At 43.0% G+C, this 22,545-nt stretch carries 16 protein-coding genes and 1 riboswitch; of the genes, 11 read left to right on the forward strand and 5 right to left on the reverse strand.

Annotation, left to right across the window (positions count from 1 at the left end; translation table 11 throughout):
- The first annotated feature begins 25 nt into the window (after positions 1 to 25).
- A complete protein-coding gene (locus tag ACO05V_RS08995; RefSeq protein WP_421849900.1) occupies positions 26 to 559 on the forward strand; it encodes a DinB family protein in 534 nt (177 codons plus the stop codon).
- Positions 560 to 603: 44 nt separating this feature from the next.
- The gene (locus tag ACO05V_RS09000) at positions 604 to 1,845 is read left to right on the forward strand and encodes a leucine-rich repeat domain-containing protein (RefSeq protein WP_421849903.1); all 1,242 of its coding nucleotides are present in this window, start codon (positions 604 to 606) and stop codon (positions 1,843 to 1,845) included.
- 105 nt (positions 1,846 to 1,950) lie between these two features.
- Here the strand turns inward: ACO05V_RS09000 and ACO05V_RS09005 are convergent, their stop codons facing one another.
- Complete coding sequence (locus ACO05V_RS09005; RefSeq protein WP_421849906.1) at positions 1,951 to 2,442, reverse strand: 6,7-dimethyl-8-ribityllumazine synthase; 492 nt, start codon at positions 2,440 to 2,442, stop codon at positions 1,951 to 1,953.
- A 121-nt stretch (positions 2,443 to 2,563) separates the two neighbouring features.
- Positions 2,564 to 2,739, reverse strand: a riboswitch (FMN riboswitch).
- Positions 2,740 to 2,992: 253 nt separating this feature from the next.
- Here ACO05V_RS09005 and ACO05V_RS09010 point away from each other — a divergent pair.
- From ACO05V_RS09010 to ACO05V_RS09040, 7 genes are all read left to right on the forward strand, one after another.
- The gene (locus ACO05V_RS09010) at positions 2,993 to 3,385 is read left to right on the forward strand and encodes an MliC family protein (protein WP_421849909.1); all 393 of its coding nucleotides are present in this window, start codon (positions 2,993 to 2,995) and stop codon (positions 3,383 to 3,385) included.
- Positions 3,386 to 3,497: 112 nt separating this feature from the next.
- Positions 3,498 to 4,274: a precorrin-3B C(17)-methyltransferase gene (gene cobJ / locus ACO05V_RS09015; RefSeq protein ID WP_421849912.1), complete on the forward strand. Its 777-nt coding sequence runs from the start codon at positions 3,498 to 3,500 to the stop codon at positions 4,272 to 4,274.
- 34 nt (positions 4,275 to 4,308) lie between these two features.
- Positions 4,309 to 5,082, forward strand: a complete 774-nt coding sequence (gene cobM / locus ACO05V_RS09020; RefSeq protein WP_421849916.1) for a precorrin-4 C(11)-methyltransferase — start codon at positions 4,309 to 4,311, stop codon at positions 5,080 to 5,082.
- Between the two features lie 38 nt (positions 5,083 to 5,120).
- On the forward strand, positions 5,121 to 6,203 hold the full coding sequence (cobW, locus tag ACO05V_RS09025) for a cobalamin biosynthesis protein CobW (protein WP_421849919.1): 1,083 nt from the start codon (positions 5,121 to 5,123) through the stop codon (positions 6,201 to 6,203).
- Between the two features lie 184 nt (positions 6,204 to 6,387).
- Positions 6,388 to 10,293 (forward strand): cobaltochelatase subunit CobN, encoded by a 3,906-nt coding sequence (gene cobN / locus ACO05V_RS09030; protein ID WP_421849922.1) that lies wholly within the window; start codon positions 6,388 to 6,390, stop codon positions 10,291 to 10,293.
- A gap of 83 nt (positions 10,294 to 10,376) precedes the next feature.
- The gene (locus ACO05V_RS09035; protein WP_421849925.1) at positions 10,377 to 11,603 is read left to right on the forward strand and encodes a sirohydrochlorin chelatase; all 1,227 of its coding nucleotides are present in this window, start codon (positions 10,377 to 10,379) and stop codon (positions 11,601 to 11,603) included.
- A gap of 297 nt (positions 11,604 to 11,900) precedes the next feature.
- A complete protein-coding gene (locus ACO05V_RS09040; RefSeq protein ID WP_421849928.1) occupies positions 11,901 to 13,940 on the forward strand; it encodes an EAL domain-containing protein in 2,040 nt (679 codons plus the stop codon).
- Positions 13,941 to 14,025: 85 nt separating this feature from the next.
- On the opposite strand, the gene ACO05V_RS09045 is transcribed toward ACO05V_RS09040, so the two are convergent.
- The 3 genes from ACO05V_RS09045 to ACO05V_RS09055 all read right to left on the reverse strand — a co-directional run bounded on the left by ACO05V_RS09045 (position 14,026) and on the right by ACO05V_RS09055 (position 18,048).
- On the reverse strand, positions 14,026 to 15,264 hold the full coding sequence (locus ACO05V_RS09045) for a saccharopine dehydrogenase C-terminal domain-containing protein (protein ID WP_421849931.1): 1,239 nt from the start codon (positions 15,262 to 15,264) through the stop codon (positions 14,026 to 14,028).
- A gap of 37 nt (positions 15,265 to 15,301) precedes the next feature.
- Positions 15,302 to 16,399 (reverse strand): carboxynorspermidine decarboxylase, encoded by a 1,098-nt coding sequence (gene nspC / locus ACO05V_RS09050; protein ID WP_421849934.1) that lies wholly within the window; start codon positions 16,397 to 16,399, stop codon positions 15,302 to 15,304.
- 182 nt (positions 16,400 to 16,581) lie between these two features.
- A complete protein-coding gene (locus ACO05V_RS09055) occupies positions 16,582 to 18,048 on the reverse strand; it encodes a diguanylate cyclase (RefSeq protein WP_421849937.1) in 1,467 nt (488 codons plus the stop codon).
- A 297-nt stretch (positions 18,049 to 18,345) separates the two neighbouring features.
- Between ACO05V_RS09055 and ACO05V_RS09060 the strand changes: the two genes are divergently transcribed.
- A complete protein-coding gene (locus tag ACO05V_RS09060; RefSeq protein ID WP_421849940.1) occupies positions 18,346 to 18,927 on the forward strand; it encodes an NnrU family protein in 582 nt (193 codons plus the stop codon).
- A gap of 80 nt (positions 18,928 to 19,007) precedes the next feature.
- On the opposite strand, the gene ACO05V_RS09065 is transcribed toward ACO05V_RS09060, so the two are convergent.
- Positions 19,008 to 20,918, reverse strand: coding sequence for a methyl-accepting chemotaxis protein (locus ACO05V_RS09065; protein WP_421849943.1), 1,911 nt, complete (start codon positions 20,916 to 20,918; stop codon positions 19,008 to 19,010).
- Positions 20,919 to 21,115: 197 nt separating this feature from the next.
- On the opposite strand from ACO05V_RS09065, the gene yegD reads away from it, so the two are divergent.
- Positions 21,116 to 22,480, forward strand: a complete 1,365-nt coding sequence (gene yegD / locus ACO05V_RS09070) for a molecular chaperone (RefSeq protein ID WP_421849946.1) — start codon at positions 21,116 to 21,118, stop codon at positions 22,478 to 22,480.
- Positions 22,481 to 22,545 lie beyond the last annotated feature (65 nt).

Consider the following 22,545-nt stretch of genomic DNA (forward strand, 5'->3'; position numbering starts at 1 on the left):
AAATATCTTAAGAGGAGGGGCTATCGTGTCAGTAAAAGAAAATATGCAGTTGATGGCATCGTATAATCAATGGATGAATAAGGCGATTTATAAAGCGGTTAGCGAGCTGAGCCATGCTGATTTAGTTGAAAATAAAGGCGCATTTTTTGGCTCTGTATTAGGTACGCTTAATCATAATCTCGCGGCGGATATTATTTGGTTGAAGCGTTTCGCGGATCATTTTTCTGAGCTTTCTAGTCTAGATCGTGTTCGTGTGCTGGAGCGTCCGGCTGCGCTTAATTCTCAGTTGTTTGATGATTTACTCTTATTGCAAAATAAGCGTTTCGAGTTAGACAAATTGATTATTGCCATTATTAATGAAGTAACAGATGAGATGCTGGCATCGGCACTTGCGTATAAAAATATGAAAGGTGACGATAGGTCGCAAAAATTTGGTTTGGTGTTACAGCATTTCTTTAATCATCAAACCCATCATAGAGGCCAGATAACTACCTTACTTTCTCAAATGGGCATCAATGTTGGTACGACAGACTTGATAACCACCATTCCACCCATGTAATTGGTTATAATGCGTATAAATTATTGTTTAGAAAGAGTTCTATTTTGCACACACTTGACCAACTTAATCGTGGAGAGTTGAAAGGCGTTACTCGTCTACAGTTATCCGAAAACTTAAGCGTTTTTCCCGAGGCTATATTTGATCTCGCCGACAGCCTAGAAATTTTAGATTTATCGAATAACCATTTAAGCTCGCTGCCAGCGGATTTATCACGTCTTAAAAAACTGCGTATACTTTTTTGCTCGAATAATCGCTTCACTCAATTGCCAGAGATTCTAGGGCAATGTGAGAACTTGGAGATGATTGGGTTTAAAAGCAATCAAATTACTAGCGTATCTTCTGATTCGTTGCCTACACAGACCCGTTGGCTAATTCTTACCGATAATAAAATTGCTTCTCTTCCAGAGGATTTTGGAAGACTGGTTCGCCTACAAAAGCTGGCTTTAGCGGGGAATCGATTAACGTCACTGCCTGATTCCATCGTCAATTGTCGAAATTTGGAATTGGTTCGACTTTCGGCTAATCAACTAGCGGCTTTTCCTGATGTATTATTAGAGCTACCTCGGTTGGCTTGGTTGGCATTTTCTGGCAACCCATTTTGTGCTGAGCGTGATCCGCATAATGAGTTTAAAACGGTTCAGTTTCGTGATTTGGAATTGCATCAAGTATTAGGGCAAGGCGCATCGGGTGTTATTTCTCTCGCGACTTGGCGAGAAAATACCTTTAATTTTTCTGACTCTATAGCCGTCAAAGTATTTAAAGGTGAGGTGACCAGTGATGGTTACCCTGAGGATGAACTTGATGCATGCCTTGTTGTGGGAAGCCACAATAACTTGGTTCAACCGCTTGCCAAGGTGACGGAGGAGGATTGTTCTGCGCTAGTTATGGAACTTATTCCAGCGCATTATACGAATCTGGGGCAGCCACCAAGTTTTGTGTCTTGTACACGTGATACCTTTTCTGAAGAGCAGCAATTCTCGATAGATAAAATTGTCCGAATTGTTGAGCAAGTTGATCAACTAGTGGCGCATTTTTGTGAGAAAAAAGTCAGCCATGGCGACCTTTATGCCCATAACACCTTGATCAATGAAGAAGGTCATGTCTTGTTTGGTGACTTTGGGGCGGCATCAAAATATGCCAATTTATCTCTACAGCAGCAACAAGGAATTGAGCGAATAGAGCGACGAGCTTTAGGCTTTTTTATCGATGATATGCTGGGGTTGTGTGCCAGTGAAGATCGAAATGGCGATCTTTATAAAGCGCTTCGGTCGCATGCGTTTTATTAATATATGTTAGGTAAGCTAAAACAAAAAAACGGCTCGCATCTCATGACTCGTATCTCATGAAATAGGAGCCGTTGTTACGAACCTAGTACTTTCTAAGGCAAATGCTTAGAGCATTTTTTTGGCTTTTTCTGTCAAGCGAATGGTTTGATCACAGGCGTTCGCCAGCTCAATGCCTTTCTTAACAAAATGACGGCTGAAGTATTCTTTATGCTCGTCGTGCTCATGGAAGTTGTGAGGGGTTAATACTGCCGTTAGGACAGGTACTTCCGTTTCCAATTGAACTTGCATTAAAGCATTACAAATCGCCTGAGCAACAAAATCGTGACGGTAAATGCCGCCATCTACAACCAATGCTGTGCCAGCAATAGCGGAATAATGTCCACTTTTCGCTAGTAGTTTTGCTTGTAATGGAATCTCGTAGCCACCAGGTACGGGGATAACGTCAATTAAAGAAGAGTCGTATCCACGAGAGATTAGTTCGTTTTTAAAGCCTTCCACGCAATTCAATACAATATCTGTATGCCAAGAGGCATGAAGAATAGCGATGCGTTTTGTAGCTGGAGTGAAATCAATGTTATTCGTTGAGCTCTGATTCATTTTTTAATCCTAAATATCTAAGGTGAATCAGGGCGAACGGGCAGGCAAATACACCATGTTAAAATGGCATACCTTAAATCGGGCGCAGCAAAAAGTGCTGTGCTAATATAGGTCTTGTCTGACGCGCTCTCTATCATCCGGACTGTAACCGTCGGCTCTGGAATCACACCAGATCTGCTGACCCTAAAAGAAAGGCTTCTTAAAGGCGCTCGCGGGCTTAGATTTTTGTTTAAACTCTTTAGTTTAAACAAAGTCTTTACCGCCGGTGGGGAATTTCACCCCGCCCCGAGAACGAAGTCGAATAAATCCGACTGGGGAAATATACTCGTTTTCATCCTTGTCTGTCAAAGTGTGTGCTGTTGCCAATTGTGGTGATTTTATGACAATTTAACGGTTGATAATTGATAAAAGACCGTTACGTAACAAAAAGTAACTAACTAATTGATATTACCCAGTAGAGCTTATTATTTGGGTCGATATACAATGAGTTGATAATATTCACTGAACCTTTTGGTCAGGAATAGGTGGTTGGTCTATTAAGGTTTTTAGAATGGAGTCTCATACAGTGCAGATACAAAAGTTACTTTTAAAAAGCGTCTTGCTCGGCTCGTGTTTATTTGGGCTGGCTGCTTGCAGCAGTGTTAATAAAAGCGTTTTTTTAGATGAAGATGTATATGAAACGGAAGATGAAACGGAAGACGTTGCTCAAACTAATGAGGCCGACTATCTCTGCAATAACCTGCCTTTAAATATATTTTTCCATGCAGAACAAGCCCAATTGTCTTGGAAGGAAAAAAACTACGTACTAACCCATGCAATAAGTGCATCTGGTGCATTTTATTTGGGTGAAGGTCTATCTTTTTGGATTCATGGCGATGAGGCTGAATTGGAGTTTAATGGCGTAGAAAAAAATCACTGTCGTCTTGTTCGTATTGAATCCTAAACCTGAACATCACTCATTTCAAATAGTGGTGTTTTCACCCCGTCAAATTTGTAATCCGTGTACAATGGCCTCATTCGCGCCCTGTGGCGCTTGATTATAGTGTAGAGAGTGAATGAGCAAGTTATTTGTAATGGGCATGGGGCCCGGTGATTTAGGTTTGGTGGCGCCGAATGCCACCAAAGCATTAGCAGTTTGCAGTGATTGGGTCGCGTACGGCTATTATTTGGATTTACTGGGTGAGTTAAGCGAAGGAAAAACCTTTCATAACTTGCCTCTGGGTGAAGAGATTGGGCGTGCGCGTTTAGCGCTTGATTTGGCCGCCCAAGGCAAAAACACTGCCTTGATTTCAAGTGGTGATATCGGCATCTATGCCATGGCAACGTTAGTTTTTGAATTGCTGGACATGCAATTACAAGGCAAAGAGAATCATCCTGAATGGCTGGACGTGGACATCGAAGTCATTCCCGGTATTTCGGCGATGCAAGCCGGAGCAAGCCGAGTTGGCGCCATGCTAGGCCATGACTTCTGTACTATCTCTCTGTCCGATTTATTGACTCCTTGGGAAACCATCGATAAACGCTTGCATGCCTGTGGCGCTGGCGATTTTGTGGTGTCTTTTTACAACCCTGTTTCGAAAAAACGCGATTGGCAATTGAATCACGCTCGTGATGTTTTACTGCAATATCGTCCTGCTACCACACCAGTCATGATTGGACGTCAGTTAACTCGCCCTGAAGAAGAGATTACCTTTACGACGCTTGGCGAATTAGATGCCAAAGATGTCGATATGTTCACTATGGTCAGTGTCGGAAACGCCGACACCCAACACATAGTCAATGGTGATAAGCATTGGATATATACGCCGCGCGGCTATTCCAAGAAGCTTTAAGGCACGCATAAAAGTTAATAAGTAAGGGAAATGCATGAAGGTTTACTTTATTGGCGCAGGCCCAGGCGATCCAGATTTGATGACGGTAAAAGCAGTCAAAACCATGGAACGTTGTCCAATTGTGCTTTACGCCGGTTCTTTGATTCCACCACAGGTGATCGATAGTGTCCGTGGTTCTGCCGAAGCAATTTACGATACGGCGGAAATGAACCTAGATGAAACCACCGCGGTAATCGAACAAGCTGCAAAAGAGGGCAAAGACGTTGCTCGTTTGCAGTCTGGTGACCCCGCTTTGTATGGTGCGATTGGTGAGCAAATTCGTCGTTTGGAAGTGTTAGATATTGATTACGAGGTGATTCCTGGTGTCAGTGCTGTTGCCGCATCAGCCGCTTTATTACGCAAAGAATTGACCTTATCGGGCGTTTCACAAACCGTTATTATGACGCGTTACGAGGGGAAAACGCCTTTTCCAGAGCGCGAACGTTTGCCGGCTTTGGCACAGAGTGGCGCGACCTTAGCGATCCACCTTGGTATTACTCGTATCCATAAAATCGTCGAAGAACTTATTCCCCATTATGGTGAAGATTGCCCTGTTGCTGTGTGTTATCGCACAAGTTGGCCAGATCAAGACTATGTCGTGGGAACTTTGGCGGATATTGTTGCCAAAGTAAGAGAGAAAAAATTTACTCGCACCAGTTTGATATTGGTCGGGAAGGTATTAGACACAGAAGATTTCGCCGATTCCTACTTATACGATAAAGGGCAAGCGCACATTTTCCGTAAGATACATAAGTCTAAAAAATCATAATTTTAAAATACTATCCCTGAAAGTAAGAAGGATGAATCATGCAATTGAATAAAATACCAACAACAATTGTGACTGGCTTTTTGGGCAGTGGTAAAACCACCTTATTATCCAATGTGCTAAAGCAAGCGGCCGGCAAACGTATTGCTGTGATCGTCAATGAATTTGGCGAGTTAGACATCGATTCAGATCTACTGCGTTCTTGTCCTCTCGATTGCCCAGAAGGGGTGGAAGAGGGAAGCCAGCGTAGTGATGACGGCTTTTATGAACTGGCCAATGGTTGTATTTGCTGTACGGTAGAAGAAGAGTTTTTGCCAGTAATGCAGCAGCTGGTTGCTCGTCGTGGTGATATTGATCATATCTTGATTGAAACCAGCGGGTTAGCGTTACCAAAACCTTTGGTGCAAGCCTTTAACTGGCCAGGCATTAAAGAATATTGCACAGTTGATGCGGTGATTACCGTGGTTGATGGTGCTGCTGTGGCCGCAGGCCGCTTTGCTCATGACGAAGACAAAGTTCAAGCACAACGCCAAGCTGACGAAAGTCTCGATCATGATCCTAGCTTGCAAGAATTGTTAGATGATCAGTTAAGCGCAGCCGATTTAGTGGTGGTGAGTAAAAACGACTTACTGAACGATGAAGAGCGCGCTCGTGTACAGGCAATTATTGCTCATGAAGTGCCAAGTACAGTCAAAACTGTTTATATCGAAAATGGCGAAGCGGCATTGGATGTCTTGTTAGGCATTGACGCCGCTACTGAAAGCCGTATCGACGAAGTGCATAACCACCACGATCATCATCACGCTCATGGCGCGCATCACGATCATGCCCACGATCACTTTGATTCTTTTGTGGTGACATTGGGCGAAGTTCAGTCTGATCTTTTGCAAGAGACCCTGACTCAGCTGGTCGAAGAGCACAACATATTCCGGATCAAAGGTTTTGCAGCTGTGCATGGCAAGCCAATGCGTAAGGTTTTTCAAGTGGTAGGAACTCGAGTAGATCGTTACTTTGACCGTTTATGGCTACCAGAAGAAGTACGTAAAACACAGTTGGTGTTTATCGGTAAAGGTATCAGTAAAGAGCAGATTGAGAATATTCTGCATGATGCTTTGAGTGCTTGATATCTAAGCACAACGACTGCGCTCGCCAATACTTTGTTAAAAATAGACTCGAATTGCTCATTTATGAATATAAACTCCGCTTTCTCGTCTATTTTTGCCTCGTCTTGGCTTCGCTCGTGACGTTGTGAATAAGTGTCGAATAATCGAATGACAAGATTGATTTAGTAAAACAATTGGAGAAACCGTGCACTTATTAGCAGCCAAACCGGGTGGCTTTGTTGACGATGAAGGGATTGTCGATCTTGGACAAACCCCAGCAGACTTAGTGATTTTGGCGGCGGCTGATAGTGTGCTCGGTGCTTTGGGTAGTGCTTTAGATCAACTGCTTTTAAAGAGTGCTTTCAATAGCACCAATGATGGATTGGACGACGTCCGATTACCAAGTGTTCGCCTTGCCAATTGGATGCAGTTGGTCAAACCGGCTGCTTACGATTTATACGAACACAAGGTGCTCGATCACGCTAAAGTCGTGGTTGTTTCTCTACTTGGTGGCGAGCACTATTGGGAATATGGTTTTCAGCGCTTACAAGAATGGGCCAATGCCAAAGCTGGCCGAACACTGATTGTGGTGCCAGGGGACGATTCACAAGATCCATCGCTAATGAAGGTATCTACCGCACAACCAGAAGACTGCCATCGAGTGTGGCGCTATCTGCGTGAAAGCGGTCAAACAAACTCCCAGCAATTATTTTATTTCCTCACCGACCGATACTCTGATCAACCTTGCCCTTGGCAAGAGCCAACGCCTTTACCCAGTGCGCTTATTTATCATGCCGGTTATTCGTCTGGTTTTGTCCAGTGGCAGAACCACTATGCAGATTGGCTAGCGCAAGGTCGTCCTGTTGCCATCTTGGCGTTTTATCGCTCTCATCTGCAAAGTGGCAACACCGCTATGTTTGATGGCTTGATTGAGATACTAGAGCAAGAAGGGCTGGTGCCGTTGGCCGTGGCGGTGAGTTCTCTCAAAGACGATGTGTCGGTGGGTTTGATCGAGTCGCTGGTGGATCGAACCCAAGCCAAGGTGATTTTAAACACCACCGGCTTTGCGGCGAATCGAGTGGGTAGCCCAGATTTAGCCTCTGAGCCGACGGATTTTCAATCCGCGTTTGCCTCACCGATTCCGGTTTTACAGTTGATTCTTTCTGGTAGTACTGAAGCGGATTGGCAAGCGCAAACTCAAGGCCTGCGCAGTCGTGATGTGGCTATGCAAATTGTTTTGCCGGAAATGGATGGACGTATCATCACTCGTGCTGTCAGTTTTAAAGCTTTGAGTCATTTCAACGACATTGCCCAAGTGGATTTAGTACGTTATGAGTTACACCAAGAGCGTGCGCGTTTTGTTGCTCAACTTGCCAAGCGTTTTGCCAATTTAGCCAGCAAACCAAACCATGAAAAGCGCATCGCTTTTGTGTTAGCCAATTACCCAACCAAAGATGGTCGTATAGGTAATGGGGTAGGCTTAGACACACCAGCTTCGGCAGTGAATTTATTAAAAGCATTAGAAGCAGCCGGTTATCCTATCGATAATATTCCCGATCATGGCAATGCTTTGATTGAAGAATTACTGGGCGCGGTGACTAATAACCCTAACACCTTGCATGAACGGGGTTGCTGGCAAAGCCTCGCCTTGGAAGATTATTTAGAATATTTCTATCAGTTACCGTTGGAATGCCAGAACGCTGTTTGGGATCGCTGGGGGCCACCGGAAAACGATCATAAATGCCGTGAACAAAACGGCCAGCGTCGCATCATGTTGGCGGGGATTCGCTTAGGGGAAACCTTTGTAGGCATTCAGCCGGCGCGTGGTTTTAATTTGGATCTCGCGGCGAATTATCACGACCCAGATCTGATTCCGCCTCACAGTTATTTGGCGTTCTATTTTTGGTTGCGTCATGTGTATCAGGTGGATGCGTTTGTGCATGTGGGCAAGCATGGCAATCTAGAGTGGTTGCCAGGCAAAGGAACCGCCTTGTCTGTGTCTTGCTGGCCAGATATTGCGTTGGGTCCAATGCCACATTTTTACCCTTTTATCGTCAATGATCCGGGTGAGGGCGCGCAAGCCAAGCGCCGCACACAAGCGGTGATTATCGATCACCTTATGCCGCCCATGACTCGTGCTGAAACCTATGGCGACATGGCCGAGTTAGAAAACTTAGTAGACGAATATTACCAAGCCATGGGAATGGACGTGCGCCGAGAAACCTGGCTGCGCGAGCAGATTCTCAAAAAAGTTCAAGAGTCCCATTTGTTAGAAGAGCTTACAGTCGTTGAATCCGGTAATGACGATGCTGTACTGGAAGGGCTAGATACGTATTTATGTGAGATAAAAGAAGCACAAATTCGCCACGGTTTGCATCGACTAGGGGAATTGCCTGAAGACGATAAACTCGCTGATACGCTGGTGGCCTTGTTACGTTTACCACGGGGTAGTGAAATCACCAGTCAAGGGATTCTCCATGCATTAGTAAAAGACTTTTCATTGGAACAAGAAGATTTTGATCCAATGAAAAGTGAGCGAACACCTTGGTTTGGTAATAAGCCTGAGCTTTTACAAACCATTAGTGAATTAGATTGGCGCACCCACGCGGATACTAAAGAACGCTTAGAGTTATTAGCCAAATTACTGGTGCTAAGCCATTTGATTGGTGACGATTCAACAGATGAGTTAGCAGCACAGTTACCTCAAATATCCGCTTTATTAGCCCATAGCAAAAAACGCCTGTTAGTCGCTTTGCAGCAAAGCGCTCGTGATGAAATCCAAGCGTTAATAACAGGCTTGGCAGGTGGCTTTATTCCCCCTGGCCCAAGTGGCGCACCCACACGTGGTCGGCTCGATACCTTACCAACAGGGCGTAATTTTTTCTCTGTGGATAATCGGGCGATTCCATCCCCTGCGGCCTGGGCGATTGGTCAGATGTCGGCCGAAGCGCTGATTCAACGACACTTACAAGAACATGGCGATTACCCGAAAGATCTAGGTCTGTCCGTGTGGGGAACCGCCACCATGCGAACGGGCGGCGATGATATTGCTCAAGCTTTTGCGCTGATGGGTGTTCGTCCGGTTTGGGCACCGGGATCAAACCGTGTGACCGACTTTGAAATCCTTTCCTGCATGCAATTAGGTCGTCCGCGAGTGGATGTGACTTTGCGTGTTTCAGGTTTTTTTCGTGATGCGTTTGCCAACGTCATGCGGCTCTATGATGCGGCCGTACAAGCCATCGCCGGCTATCAAGAACCCGGAACTGGCAATGTTATTCGCGCCAATGTGGAAGCGCGCAAAAGTAAATTGCTCGCTCAAGGTATGAGTGAAACTGAGTCAAACCGTCAAGCCACTTATCGCGTATTTGGTAGCAAACCGGGTGCGTGCGGTGCTGGGTTACAAGGTTTGATTGATGAGCGTTGCTGGGACACCAAAGCGGATCTTGCCGAAGCGTATGTAAACTGGGGCGGTTATGCTTATGGTTCTTATAGCGATGACGCTGAGAACGATGGCGTTAAAAACCAAGGCGAAGGTGTCGAAGCGAAAGACGCCTTTATTGAGCGCTTGTCTCAACTGGATGCGGTGGTGCAAAACCAAGATAATCGCGAGCACGATATTCTCGATTCAGACGATTATTATCAATTCCAAGGAGGCATGACCAACGCTGTCACCGAGTTTAGCGGCCAAGCGCCGAGCGTTTATCACAGCGATCACTCCAACCCGAGTTCACCAAAAATTCGTACCTTAAAAGAAGAGCTTAATCGTGTGGTGCGCTCACGAGTATTAAACCCGAAATGGATCGAAGCCATGCAAACCCATGGCTATAAAGGTGCGTTTGAAATGACCGCCACGGTGGATTATTTGTTTGCTTATGATGCCACAACAGATCTGGTGGCGGATTATCAATACGAGCAAGTGACCGATCGATTGTTGCTGGATCCAGACAACCAAGCTTTTATGCGCGATAATAACCCCCACGCTCTGGAAGAAATGGGTGAGCGCTTATTAGAAGCCATACAGCGTGGCATGTGGCAAAATGCCGATGAGCACCGTGAAAAAATTCAATCCTTGTTGCTTGATTTAGATCAGCAGCAAGAACAACGTCAGTGATCTTGGGCAGAAGATCTCTGGTAACCTTGCTGTTAGTCGTTACACTTACTATCAGCTAAGACGATTTAAAGTAGAGAGAAATAATGAGCAATAAAGAACAGGCCAAAAAGGGCATTATGATTTGTGGTCACGGCAGTCGTGATAAAGACGCAGAACGTGAATTTGGCCTAGTGGCAAAAGGGCTTAAAGCGCGTTATCCAGATCTTCCTGTGGAATACGGCTTTCTAGAATTTTCTGCGCCGAATATTCACATGGGATTAGATAGCTTGGTGAACCAAGGCGTTGAGGAGATTTACGCGGTGCCAGGTATGTTGTTTGCGGCGACTCATGCGAAAAACGATATTCCCTCTGTGTTAACCACATACGAAGAAAAACACCCTGGTTTAAAGGTGACTTATGGCCGTGAATTAGGCCTACAAGATGACATGATAGAAGCGTTCCAAGCGCGTATTTATGAATCCCTTGGTCTTGATCCAGAAAACCCACCAGAAAATCTTTATGACACCCTATTGGTGGTTGTCGGTCGTGGTACGTCCGATACTTCTGCCAATGCCGAAGCGGCAAAGTTAACGCGCATCGTTAATGAAAATATGGGCTTTGGTTGGGCGGACACTGTCTATTCCGGTGTCACTTACCCATCAGTTGGTGTAGGTCTTGAAAAGCTAATGAAGCTTGGCTTTAAACGTATCGTTGTTGCGCCATATTTCTTATTTACAGGTCGTTTGATCAAGCGTATTCAAGGCTATGTGAACAAAGTCGCCGAAGCGAACCCTGAAGTGGAATTGATTCAAACCCATTACTTGAGCGATCACTCTCGTGTTATCGATGCCTTCCAGAACCGTGTGGAAGAGATCATGCAGGGCGAATTACAAACGGGCGAAGAGACCTTAATGAATTCCTTCAAACGTCGCCTTGCGGCAGGCGAAGTAGATGTTCACCACCACCACGCAGAGTTTGTTGACCCACAGGACGATACACAAGGCTTGTCGGAATTTGACACCAAACACTTTACCAACTTGGTTCAAGCGTTAGATCATGCTGATCACGGACATTCTTTGGTATTGAAGCATCATGACCATTCACATGGTCATGGGCACTCACATAGCCACGGCCACTCGCATAGTCATTCACACGATCATGGTCATAGTCATGGTGTGTACAAACACATTGGTCACCCAATGGGCCCGCGTACCATGATTGGCGAAGGAATTTGTTGTTGCTTTATGGGACAGTTCACCGACGAGATTTTGGAAGAAGAAAAAGACAAAATTGATGGCGATTGCACGAAAACAGCATTTGCTCATCGATAATATGATTTACGTTGTATTAAAAACTAACTAAATGGAATAATATTCCTTTAGTTAGTTTTTCTTGCTCTTTTGCTCCACTTTGATAATCCCTTCTTAAATCGTTTTTACTCTTAATACTCGACTCGATGATTCTATTTCTAGAAAATAGAAAGCTCTTAGTAATAGAGGGAGGCTTTAAATATTCTGCTATCAACGTACTAGACATGATTGTAAACAATCTGTAATGTGTTTTATTCGAATCTATCAATAGTAGATTTAAATCTAGCGACTTATTTCCTTTTATATAGGTATTTGTATATGAGTCTTTTCAGGGAAGTGCTTGCATTGAAAAAAACATATAAAATGATTTTTTTATGTTTGCTCTTCTTTAGTTTTTTTGTAGTTCTGTTTGCAAACTCCCAATACAATATTAAAACACTCGATCTCATTGAGATGGCCAAAAAAAATGAGGTTGTCATTGAGGCATCTGGCACAGACGTTAATTTAACAAGGAAAAAAAATAGCTTTCTTGTTGAGTGTTGGGTGAAAGTCGTTGGTAATGATATTTGTGGAATATTTGTTGGTTTGCCAGATAATAATGGTTTTGGTTTTTCTTTAAATGATTTTGACTCTTTAGATTTTAATATTACGCAGGCATCGACGAGTAAAAGCTATGATGAACGCATTCGCGTTTTTGTAAGAACAAATCTCAGCTCTAAAGAAGAGATTGCAAAGCTAGGTACACAATACAAATATCATGCTGTTCGAATTAAGGCTGACGGGAATAAGGTCGTTCCATTGACTCGTTTCAAAGTTGAAACTTGGTGGGAAGATATGAACCGAGTGCCTTTCGAACTGGCTTATTATGACATAAGCAATGTAAGTAGTATTGAATTCTTTTTTAATGAGATGCCGGTTTTATCCCCAGGTAAATATTCAATGTCTTTGTCTGATCTTAAAATATCAGGAAAGATAATTAATCAAAATCTATTGTATAAGATTCTGACAGTGTTATGGCTTTTTGTCGCAGCGCTAGCATGTGTTTTATATTTGATTATCAAATATAAAGAGCTTAAAAAACTCAAAGGCCAAGCTTATCGAGACTCTTATGTTGACTTATTTAATGCTTTGGGATTTGAGCTGAAATATTCGAAATATATAGGAAAAAAAACGACGGTATACCGTGTAAAAATCATTAATTGGCAGAGTTTGTTGCGTCACTTTGGCCTTTCGACAGCCAATCATTTGTTAAATGAAGTTATTGGAAAAAATGCCCCACGCTATAGAGCTGAATTTTATTTAAGCGCTAGATTGAATGAAAATGATCTTGTTTTTATTAAAAAAGGCGAACGTTTTTCGGAAGAAATAGAAAAAGACTTTATTGACTCTCTTATAACATCAATAAATATTATTGGGTTAGGCGATCTATGTTTGGATGTGAAGGTTGGGGTGAGTGAAGAGATATCTCTGCCAGAAAATAAAGCAATAATATTAGAGCGTACAGAAATATCCATCCAATCCATCCTCAATAGTAAGTCTTTTCTGCAGCTGTACACTAACGATGTTGGTCGAGAAGCAGAGAAGAAAGCTCATTTAGAAAGTCTCATTAAAGTCGCACTTAAAAAAGATGCTTTCTACCTTTTGTATATGCCATTGTATCGCGCTTCATCAAAGAAAATAGTGGGAGTAGAGGCGTTATTGCGTTGCAGTTTGCCGGAGCTCTATAGTTTATCGCCAGAAGTGTATGTGTCGGTTGCAGAGGAGACTGGGCTTATCCGTGATATTGATTTTATGGTGATAGAAAAAGCATTAGCTGACTTTAAAATATTTGAATTGCGTGAGGATTTTACACTTTCTATTAACATTTCATCTAAAGAGTTATTGGATACTTCTTTCGTCCATCATTTTAAAGAACGAGTATTGAAAAGCGGTATTAGCTTCGAAAAACTCTGTTTAGAAATAACGGAGACCTTTTTACTCGATATAGATGCTACTTGCATTAAAACACTGAGTGACATCCGTAGTATGGGATGCCGAGTTTCTCTTGATGATTTTGGTACGGGTTATACTTCTTTTCAGCAACTGATTAACTTCCCTGCTGATGAAATTAAAATAGACAAAGGGTTTGTAAGCGGTATTCAAAATGACAAAGGATATGGTGCGATTGTTGATTCTTTGATCTTAATTGCAGATTCTTACCAATATACTATTGTTGCTGAAGGCGTAGAAACGCGAGATGTTTATCAACTCCTTACGGATAAGGGTTGTGACTTATTTCAGGGCTATTATATTTCTAAGCCAGTTTCTTTAAATGATATTGTGGTCTTGAGTAATAAAATTGAAGATGGCGGTTTATAAGTCACTAGAAAAATATAAAAGTTTCGATAAAAATAACCCCGCTAATGCGGGGTTATTTTTTGGTATTGATCGCTAGTCTTAGCTATTAAAGTGTAAAAGGGCGGTCGCCGTTTTCGTCTTTAATACGAGTTGGTAAGCCCATCTCGTTTAGCAAACCTAGGAAAGGTTTAGGATCAAGTTGTTCGACGTTACGCATTTCTTTTGCATCCCATGTGCCATTGGCAACTAGGATGGCAGCCGCAACAGGTGGTACGCCAGCAGTGTAAGAGATACCTTGGCTACCCACTTCGTTGTAAGCGTCTTTATGATCCGCTACGTTGTAGATAAAGACTTCTTTCTCTTTGCCATCTTTGATGCCTTTTACCACATCACCGATACAGGTTTTACCTGTGTAATTTGGCGCAAGAGATGAAGGATCAGGTAGGACGGCTTTCACTACTTTAAGCGGAACAACTTCAAGTCCTTCTGCTGTTTTAACCGGTTGCTCAGAAAGCAAACCTAGGTTTTTTAATACAGTGAATACATTGATGTAATGCTCACCAAAGCCCATCCAAAAACGCACGTTTGGTACGTCTAAGTTTTGTGAAATAGAGTGAACTTCATCGTGGCCTGTCATATAGGCTGTTTGTTTGCCGACGACAGGTAAATCGTCTGTACGACTTACTTCAAACATCTTATTTTCTTGCCACGCACTGTCTTGCCAAGAGTAGACACGACCGGTGAATTCACGGAAGTTAATCTCTGGATCGAAGTTGGTCGCAAAATATTTGCCATGGCTACCTGCGTTAATATCAATGATATCGATATCACTTACGCTGTCGAAGTAGTCGTTATAAGCAAGCGCGGCATAAGCGTTTACTACACCTGGATCAAAGCCCACACCTAGAATGGCGGTGATGCCTTTTTCTTTACAAGCGTCGCGACGCTTCCATTCGTAGTTGGCGTACCAAGGTGGCGTTTCACAAATTTTTGCTGGGTCTTCATGGATAGCAGTATCCAGGTAAGCTGCCCCCGTTTCCAAACAAGCTTCAAGCACAGACATATTGATAAACGCTGCCCCAACGTTAATAACAATCTGGGATTTCGTTTCTTTAATCAGTTTAACGGTTGCTGGCACGTCAAGAGCGTTTAGGGCGAATGCTTGAATGCGGCCCTCTACCTTCATGCTGCCTTTGTCGAGGACACTGGATACAATATCGTCGCATTTCGAAACGCTGCGCGAAGCAATTGCGATATTGCCCAGTGTGTCATTGTGTTGGGCGCATTTATGTGCCACGACACGTGCCACGCCTCCGCTGCCAATAATGAGTACATTTTTTTTCATGGTAGTGCTTACTCCAAAATTATTAACCGAAGCAGAATTAAGACAGGTTCTGCTCAAAATCGTTGTAACCAAATTCCTTTACAAGTTCTATGCTGCCATCCAATTGGCGTATGGCAATAGACGGCATTTTAACACCGTTAAACCAGTTCTTTTTCACCATGGTGTAACCCGCTGCGTCTTGGAAAGACAGGCGGTCGCCCACTTGCAGTGCTTTATCAAATTTAAATTCGCCGAAAATGTCTCCTGCCAAACAGGATTTTCCGCAAATCATGTATTCATGTTCGCCATCGCAAGGCGCCATTTTAGCGTTTTCACGGTAGATCAGTAGGTCTAGCATGTGAGCTTCAATGGAACTATCAACAACAGCCAAGTTTTTGCCATTAAATAGTGTGTCTAATACAGTCACTTCTAGAGTGGTGCTTTTGGTAATGCTGGCTTCACCAGGCTCTAGGTAGACTTGAATGTCGTATTTTTCGGCAAACTCTTTTAGACGTTGGCAGAATTTATCAATTGGATAACCTTCGCCAGTAAAGTGAATGCCGCCACCAAGGCTGACCCATTTTACTTGTTGAATCAAATGGCCAAAGCGCTCTTCGATAAGAGTTAGCATTTCATCAAAACGCTCAAAACTATTGTTCTCACAGTTGTTGTGGAACATAAAACCTGAAATATCGTCAATTACAGTGGCGATTTTTTCTGGATCCCATTCACCAAGGCGGCTAAAGGGCCTAGCTGGATCGGCAATCAAGAATTCAGATGTACTCACTTGTGGGTTAACACGTAAACCACGGGTCTTATCTTTACTGGCTTCTTTAAAGCGATTGAACTGACCAATGGAATTGAAAATGATTTTGTCAGAGTTATCTAATACTTCGTCGATTTCATCGTCTGAATAGGCCACGCTATAAGCATGAGCTTCGCCTTGAAACTTGGTTTTGCCCAATTTAACTTCGTATAGAGAAGAAGACGTGGTGCCATCCATGTAGTCTTGCATTAAGTCAAATACAGACCAAGTAGCAAAGCATTTAAGAGCTAACAAAGATTTGGCTCCGGACTGCTGGCGCACATAAGCGATCTTCTCTAGGTTCTTAAGAAGTGCCGCTTTATCAATAAGGTAATAAGGAGTCTTGATCATGGCTACTCGCCTGTCCGTAAAAGAGCGTATTCTAGTGCAAATAAGGGGCTGTTTTCTACCGCGTAGTGGGTCTTTTTTGGCGCTATCTCTTTTTGTTAGTCTGATATCTCCAAGTTTTGATTGTTAATCAAGGTGTCTGTAGTTTGGATTTTGCTCATTAAGAGACTATTTTTAAACATAATTTATCCTAATATGACTTTGTTACGACCCGTGTGCTTTGCTTGATATAGAGCGTAATCTGCTGCTTCAAATGCAGCATTAGCTTGTATCAAAGCGTCTTCAATAACGGTAAAACCAATAGAAACAGAATATGTTATGGTTTCCTGTTGATATATGAAGGGAGTTTGGTAAACCTCTCGACACAAGGTTTCTAGCTGATTTTGTGCGTCATTTTGATTGGTGTTTGGCATAAGAATGGCGAATTCTTCGCCGCCGATGCGGGCTAGGAAGTCTGTAGGTCGAACGTTTTTTTTACATGTTTGAGAAAATTGAGTAAGTACATGATCTCCTACAGAATGCCCATATCGATCATTAATTTTTTTGAAAAAGTCAATGTCAAGAATTGCCAATGAAAATGGGCGTTTGTGGCGCGTTAGCGGTGCAAATTGTGTCTTGATAATCGATTCAAATTTACGACGATTTATCAAACCAGTGAGAGAGTCTGTGGTTGCTTCCAGCAGAAGGCGTTCTTCATCGGTTTTTCTTTTGGTGATGTCCCAATAAATACCGGCAATGGTATTGTTTGATGTTTCTTCATTTTTTACGGCATTGCAGGAGATTTCTATCCAACGATATTGACCATCTGAGCGCATGATTTTGAGATCATAACGAAGAGTGGGCGTCGAGAATTTTAAAAAGTGTTTGGCAATATCTAAAAACGGTTTTCTATGTTCAGGGTGAATACGTTTTAGCCATTGTTTAAAGGTAAATAGTTGGCGTGTGACAAGCTTTTCATCAGGGTTAAGAACTTCAGAGGTACACCAAAGATGTCCACGGCGGCTGTCCATTTCCCAACTGCTACAAGAGATATTTTCTTTGAGGATGTTAAGTTGGTTTTGTTTTGCTCTATGATTATCCCGAACTATTGCACTGGAAATAAAGTAGCTCGCTGTCCGAAGTAACGTAATGTCATTGGCGGTCCAAATGCATTCTCTTTCGCAATCGTCCAGACCAAGCGTTCCCCACCATTGGTTTTCAATAATAATGGGAATGGTCAACATAGCCTTAACGCCCTGGCTTCTCAGGTGTTTCTTCAACCACGCATCAGGCAGTTTATTCGTCACCACACTTTGATATTCACCTCGTTTTCGGCTTTCGATTAAGGCAATATATTCAGGCTCAATGAGTGGTGACTTGAAGTGATTGAAATGGGGTAAACCAATTTGCTTGTACTTTTCATGGGAATACCATTCAAACGCGTAGTCTTGAACAATATGGCTATCTTGAATGTCTAGTGTTTGAAAAATCCATACGCGGCTTACTGAAGTGATGTTTCCCAGCTCAGCTAGCAGTTTATTTATTCCCTCTAACCAGCCTTGCCCCGTTATTATATCTTCTGCGCTATGTAAAATAGCAGCAAGGATATCATTGCCTAGACTTGTGACTTTCTCGTCCACAAGCTTATTTAGATCGCCTGTATTGATTGCCATTCTAAAAAAACGTCACCTTGTGTCATCTGTAGGAGGTTAAAGTATAGATTTTTTCTGTTGGAAAAAGTATTTTACTCGGCTTTTCTTACAGCTTGTCATGCTTTTTGTGGTTTTTTTAGTCATAAGATTGAGCTTTATCTGCGCCATTAATCACAGATTCAGCGTTAGGAAAGTGCTTTTCAATTGTTGAAAACAAGGTACTCTTACTTTCAATAATTTTTTACCCCTATGGGGAGCTGTTTTCTGGTTGAAAATAGTCGTTCTGGTTTTTGTTTACTGTTTAGGAATTGAGTTCATATGTTGATTTTAGTTTTAGGGTTGATCATTTTCTTTAGCGTTCATTCAGTTCGCTTGATAGCACCGAAATGGCGAGAGTCGAGCATGGCAAGACATGGGGAAATGCGCTGGAAAATGCGTTTTGGCATGATCACATTGATTGCTTTTGGTTTGATTATTATGGGGTATATGCAAGTTCGAATTGAGCCTGTGTGGTTGTGGTTTCCCCCTGTCTGGACTCGCCATTTGGCTGGCTTACTTGTATTAGTTGCGCTTTTCTTCGTGGGTTCTGCTTTAGTGCCAAATACGACAATGAAAAAGAAAGTAGGCTATCCAATGTTGATCGCAGTTAAAATTTGGGCATTTGCCCATTTGATCAGCAACGGAACCTTGGCCGATGTTATTATCTTCGGTAGTTTCTTGGTTTGGTCTATTGTTAGCTTTGCTGTTTACCGCCGTCGTGACCGAAAAGCTGGTGTAGTACGTGATCAAGAGTCTGGTGTTCAGTTTGATTTGGCCGCTTTCACCTTTGCTATGGTTTCTTGGTTTGCTATCGTCTTTTACCTGCATCAGGCTATTATTGGGGTTTCGCCATTAGTGTGATTGGTATTAATGAGTAACCATAACAAGCAAAAAACGCCCAGCTCGGCTTAGTCTGACTGGGCGTTTTTGCTATTTATTCTTTATGTCCTAAAGTGGTTGATGTTTCTAGTTAGGTCATCCGCAAGAGATTTTAGTTCTTCTGCACGAGCGGCACTTTCAGCCGCAAGAGCAACCAACTCAGTTGAGCCTTGCTGTATGTCAGCTGTGTTTTGATTCACTTCTGCGGTAACACTGGTTTGCTCTTCTGTTGCTGTTGCAATCTGTGCCGCCCGATCGTTGATTGTAGTAACCGATATTTGAATCTTGTCTAGGCTCGCCTTTGCCTGATTGACATCTTCAACGCTATTGTTAGCTCTGGTATGGCTCAGTTGAATTTTGCCTACTGCGTCTTTCGTTATTTTTTGCAGAGACTCAATCATTGTTTGAATTTCTTCAATCGAGCTGTAAGTACGCTGAGAAAGGACTCGTACTTCGTCAGCAACCACCGCAAAGCCTCGTCCTTGTTCGCCTGCGCGGGCGGCTTCAATCGCGGCGTTTAGCGCTAGTAAGTTCGTCTGTTCAGCAATGCCTGAAATCGTCGTTAAGATGGTATTGATACCATCGGCGTTTTTGCTCAGGTCGTTAATGACATCGGCCACGTCTTGTATGTCTGCCGCTAATGTTCTAATGCTTTCTTGACTTTTTAGAACTTGCGATTGACCAACATTACTTGCCGCTACCGTTTCGTCGGCATTTATTGCAGTATTCGTCGCATTACTGGCGATTTCTTGTGTCGCTTGTGCCATTTGGTGAATAGCAGTCGCCACCATCGAAATATTGTGTTGCTGTTCTTCTAGTTTAAGCGAGCTGTTTCTAGAGGAGGTATGAGCGGCATTTGCTTGACCCGCTAAATCATGGCCAATCTTTTTAAGGTGTGACACTGTGCCATGCAACAAGGCCACAAACGTATTGAAGTTATCCACTAAAATCGCAATTTCATCTTTCGAGCTGGCTGTTAATCGTTGTGTAAGATCGCCGTCACCTTTTGCAATTTGCGACATACTGTCAGACACACGGCGTAAATCTTTAAGTAGGAATCGGGTGACTTGAATGACTACCAATATGGCAATAGAAAGCAAAACAAACACCGCGATAAGAATATTGGTACCCAAGCTAACAAGAGGCGCATTTAAAACATTCTTGTCCATCACTAGGCCTAATACCCAAGGGCTGCCTTTGATATTACTGGCGTACATATCCATGTCTTTACCGTCTAAATTAAGCTCAGTAAATTTGGCTTGGTTGCGGACACCTTTAAAGAAGTCGCTGCTTAATATTGGAGATAAATCTGTAGCATCTTTCAAAATTCTATCTGTATTCGGGTGAGCGATTATTTTGCCGTCACCATCGAATAATATACTATAACCGTCACCCGCTACTTTCATGGCTAAAATGCTGTCTAAGACACTGTCTAAAAATACCAATCCGCCGATGGCGCCAACAAACTTGCCATTAATAGTAATGGGTTCAACAAAGGTCATTGACAATTGTTTGATTGATGCTGAGATATAAGGTGCAGTCACGTAAGCGCTATTTTTAGCTTTTGCATCAATATACCAACTGCGTTTACGAGGGTCGTAGTCTGCGCTGTTCAAAGATGGATCATGGCGATACATAGCGCCATTTTCTAAACCCAAAAAAGTTAAGCCGAACTGCAAGCTTGTTTGTGCTTGTTGCAAGATATTAAGAATATCTTTTTCATTTACGTCTGGGTTTTCTTGTAGGGATGCTTCTATTTTTTGTTTGACGGCTTGCATGGCGCTGATACGGTCATCAGACCAACTGTTAATATAGGTAGAAATCGCATTAGCTTGAGAGCTGGCCTCCGACTTGATGCGAGCATCACTGTCAGTCATAAAGGCGTAAAAGGAGACTCCGCCTACACCAAGAGCGATAATTATCGCGACAATAATGGATTGAAGGGTGATTTTCGCCTGTAGGAAAAGGTGCATTTTTTTTCTCCTGACTTCATGGTGTCAAATGCGATAATGCTTTAATCATTTATTGTATACGAGGCATTGCTATTTCACTGCGACTTTATGTTATCTAGCGTAATGTTCTTATAGTACAGCTTAGAGCTTTGATACTTTTCGGTCTTTCTGTTATCGTCCGCGACCCTTTGTAATTAGCGATGACAGGTAAATATTAGATGATTTGTGGATTTGATTACGGAACATCGAATTGTGCATTAGGTATTGTGCAGGATTCTGCTGTGCGCTTGGTCGCTTTAGAAGGAACCCATTCTTTTCTGCCTTCCACTTTGTACGCCTTGGATCGTGACTTAATTACCGAAGCGGTCGGAAGAGGTCTACAAAACATTCATTCAAGACAGGCCTTTGCCGAATTACGTACGAATGCTTTAACAAGAGCCAAACGCGCGCGCTACGAAGAAGACATTGCGGATGACGATCAAACGTTATTCTTTGGACGTGCCGCATTTGATGAATACTTCCAATGGCCTGAAGAAGGCTACTTTGTAAAATCACCGAAATCTTTTCTTGGTGGTGTTGGGCTACGCACAGAGCATATTCATTTTTTTGAAGATGTGGTGACTGTGATGATGCAAAACATCAAACAGCGCGCCGAAAAAAGCTTGGGTGCAGAGATTACTCATACGGTTATTGGTCGCCCTGTGAATTTCCAAGGTCTTGACGCCGAAACAAGCAATCGCCAAGCATTAGAAATTCTAACGACAGCCGGTAAACGAGCAGGTTTTAAAGAAATCGAATTTCTTTATGAGCCAATTGCCGCCGGTTTGGATTTTGAAGTCACACTGAAAGAAGACAAAACGGTTTTAGTTGTCGATATCGGTGGTGGTACGACGGACTGTGCCATGGTTCGAATGGGGCCAGATTATCTTAATAAAGAAGACCGCCGCGGTGATTTTTTAGCGCACACAGGGGAGCGGATTGGTGGTAACGATCTGGATATTCAAATTGCTGGCAAACATTTCATGCCGTTATTTGGTATGGACTCATTGTTAAAAACTGGTTTGCCCATGCCGACTCAGCTGTATTGGAATGCGGTCACCACCAATGATGTATCGGCTATCGCTACCTTCAATAGTATGGAAACCAAGAATCAAATAAATCAGCTGCGTTTAGACGCTGCCCAGCCAAAATTGATTGAGCGCTTCTTGCGCATGCGAGAAGAAAAACATAACTATCATATTGTGCGTAGTGCCGAAGAAACCAAGATCGCCTTATCTGACGCCCAGAGTTACCTTGCATCATTAGGCTATATCGAAGAAGGTTTGGCGTCGACTGTCACTCGTGATGAATTGACCCGATCCATCGCATCACCACTTGAGAAGATGTTGAATCTAATGACGGCGGCCATAGAACAAGCTGGCGAGAAGCCAGATTTGATCTATATGACAGGTGGTTCGGCCAAATCTCCAGTGATTCGTGAGGCGATTCAGCAGCGTATCGGTGACATTCCTGTTTTGGATGGCGATCACTTTGGTAGTGTGGCGGCAGGCTTAACCGTTTGGTCTGAACGTATTTTTAGATAAGAACGTTAGAGATAAATATCGCCCCATAAAAAAAGCGAGTAGATATTGTCTACTCGCTTTTTTTA

This window comes from Marinomonas sp., assembly GCF_965225885.1.
Lineage (GTDB): Bacteria > Pseudomonadota > Gammaproteobacteria > Pseudomonadales > Marinomonadaceae > Marinomonas.

Excerpts from the sequence above, each read along its gene's own strand:
- ACO05V_RS09045 (WP_421849931.1), bottom strand. The coding sequence starts at position 15,264 with ATGAAAAAAAATGTACTCATTATTGGCAGCGGAGGCGTGGCACGTGTC.
- cobW (WP_421849919.1), top strand. The coding sequence starts at position 5,121 with ATGCAATTGAATAAAATACCAACAACAATTGTGACTGGCTTTTTGGGC.
- ACO05V_RS09005 (WP_421849906.1), bottom strand. The coding sequence starts at position 2,442 with ATGAATCAGAGCTCAACGAATAACATTGATTTCACTCCAGCTACAAAA.
- ACO05V_RS09035 (WP_421849925.1), top strand. The coding sequence starts at position 10,377 with ATGAGCAATAAAGAACAGGCCAAAAAGGGCATTATGATTTGTGGTCAC.
- ACO05V_RS09055 (WP_421849937.1), bottom strand. The coding sequence starts at position 18,048 with ATGGCAATCAATACAGGCGATCTAAATAAGCTTGTGGACGAGAAAGTC.
- cobJ (WP_421849912.1), top strand. The coding sequence starts at position 3,498 with ATGAGCAAGTTATTTGTAATGGGCATGGGGCCCGGTGATTTAGGTTTG.
- ACO05V_RS09065 (WP_421849943.1), bottom strand. The coding sequence starts at position 20,918 with ATGCACCTTTTCCTACAGGCGAAAATCACCCTTCAATCCATTATTGTC.
- ACO05V_RS09060 (WP_421849940.1), top strand. The coding sequence starts at position 18,346 with ATGTTGATTTTAGTTTTAGGGTTGATCATTTTCTTTAGCGTTCATTCA.
- nspC (WP_421849934.1), bottom strand. The coding sequence starts at position 16,399 with ATGATCAAGACTCCTTATTACCTTATTGATAAAGCGGCACTTCTTAAG.
- ACO05V_RS09040 (WP_421849928.1), top strand. The coding sequence starts at position 11,901 with ATGAGTCTTTTCAGGGAAGTGCTTGCATTGAAAAAAACATATAAAATG.
- cobM (WP_421849916.1), top strand. The coding sequence starts at position 4,309 with ATGAAGGTTTACTTTATTGGCGCAGGCCCAGGCGATCCAGATTTGATG.
- yegD (WP_421849946.1), top strand. The coding sequence starts at position 21,116 with ATGATTTGTGGATTTGATTACGGAACATCGAATTGTGCATTAGGTATT.
- ACO05V_RS09010 (WP_421849909.1), top strand. The coding sequence starts at position 2,993 with ATGGAGTCTCATACAGTGCAGATACAAAAGTTACTTTTAAAAAGCGTC.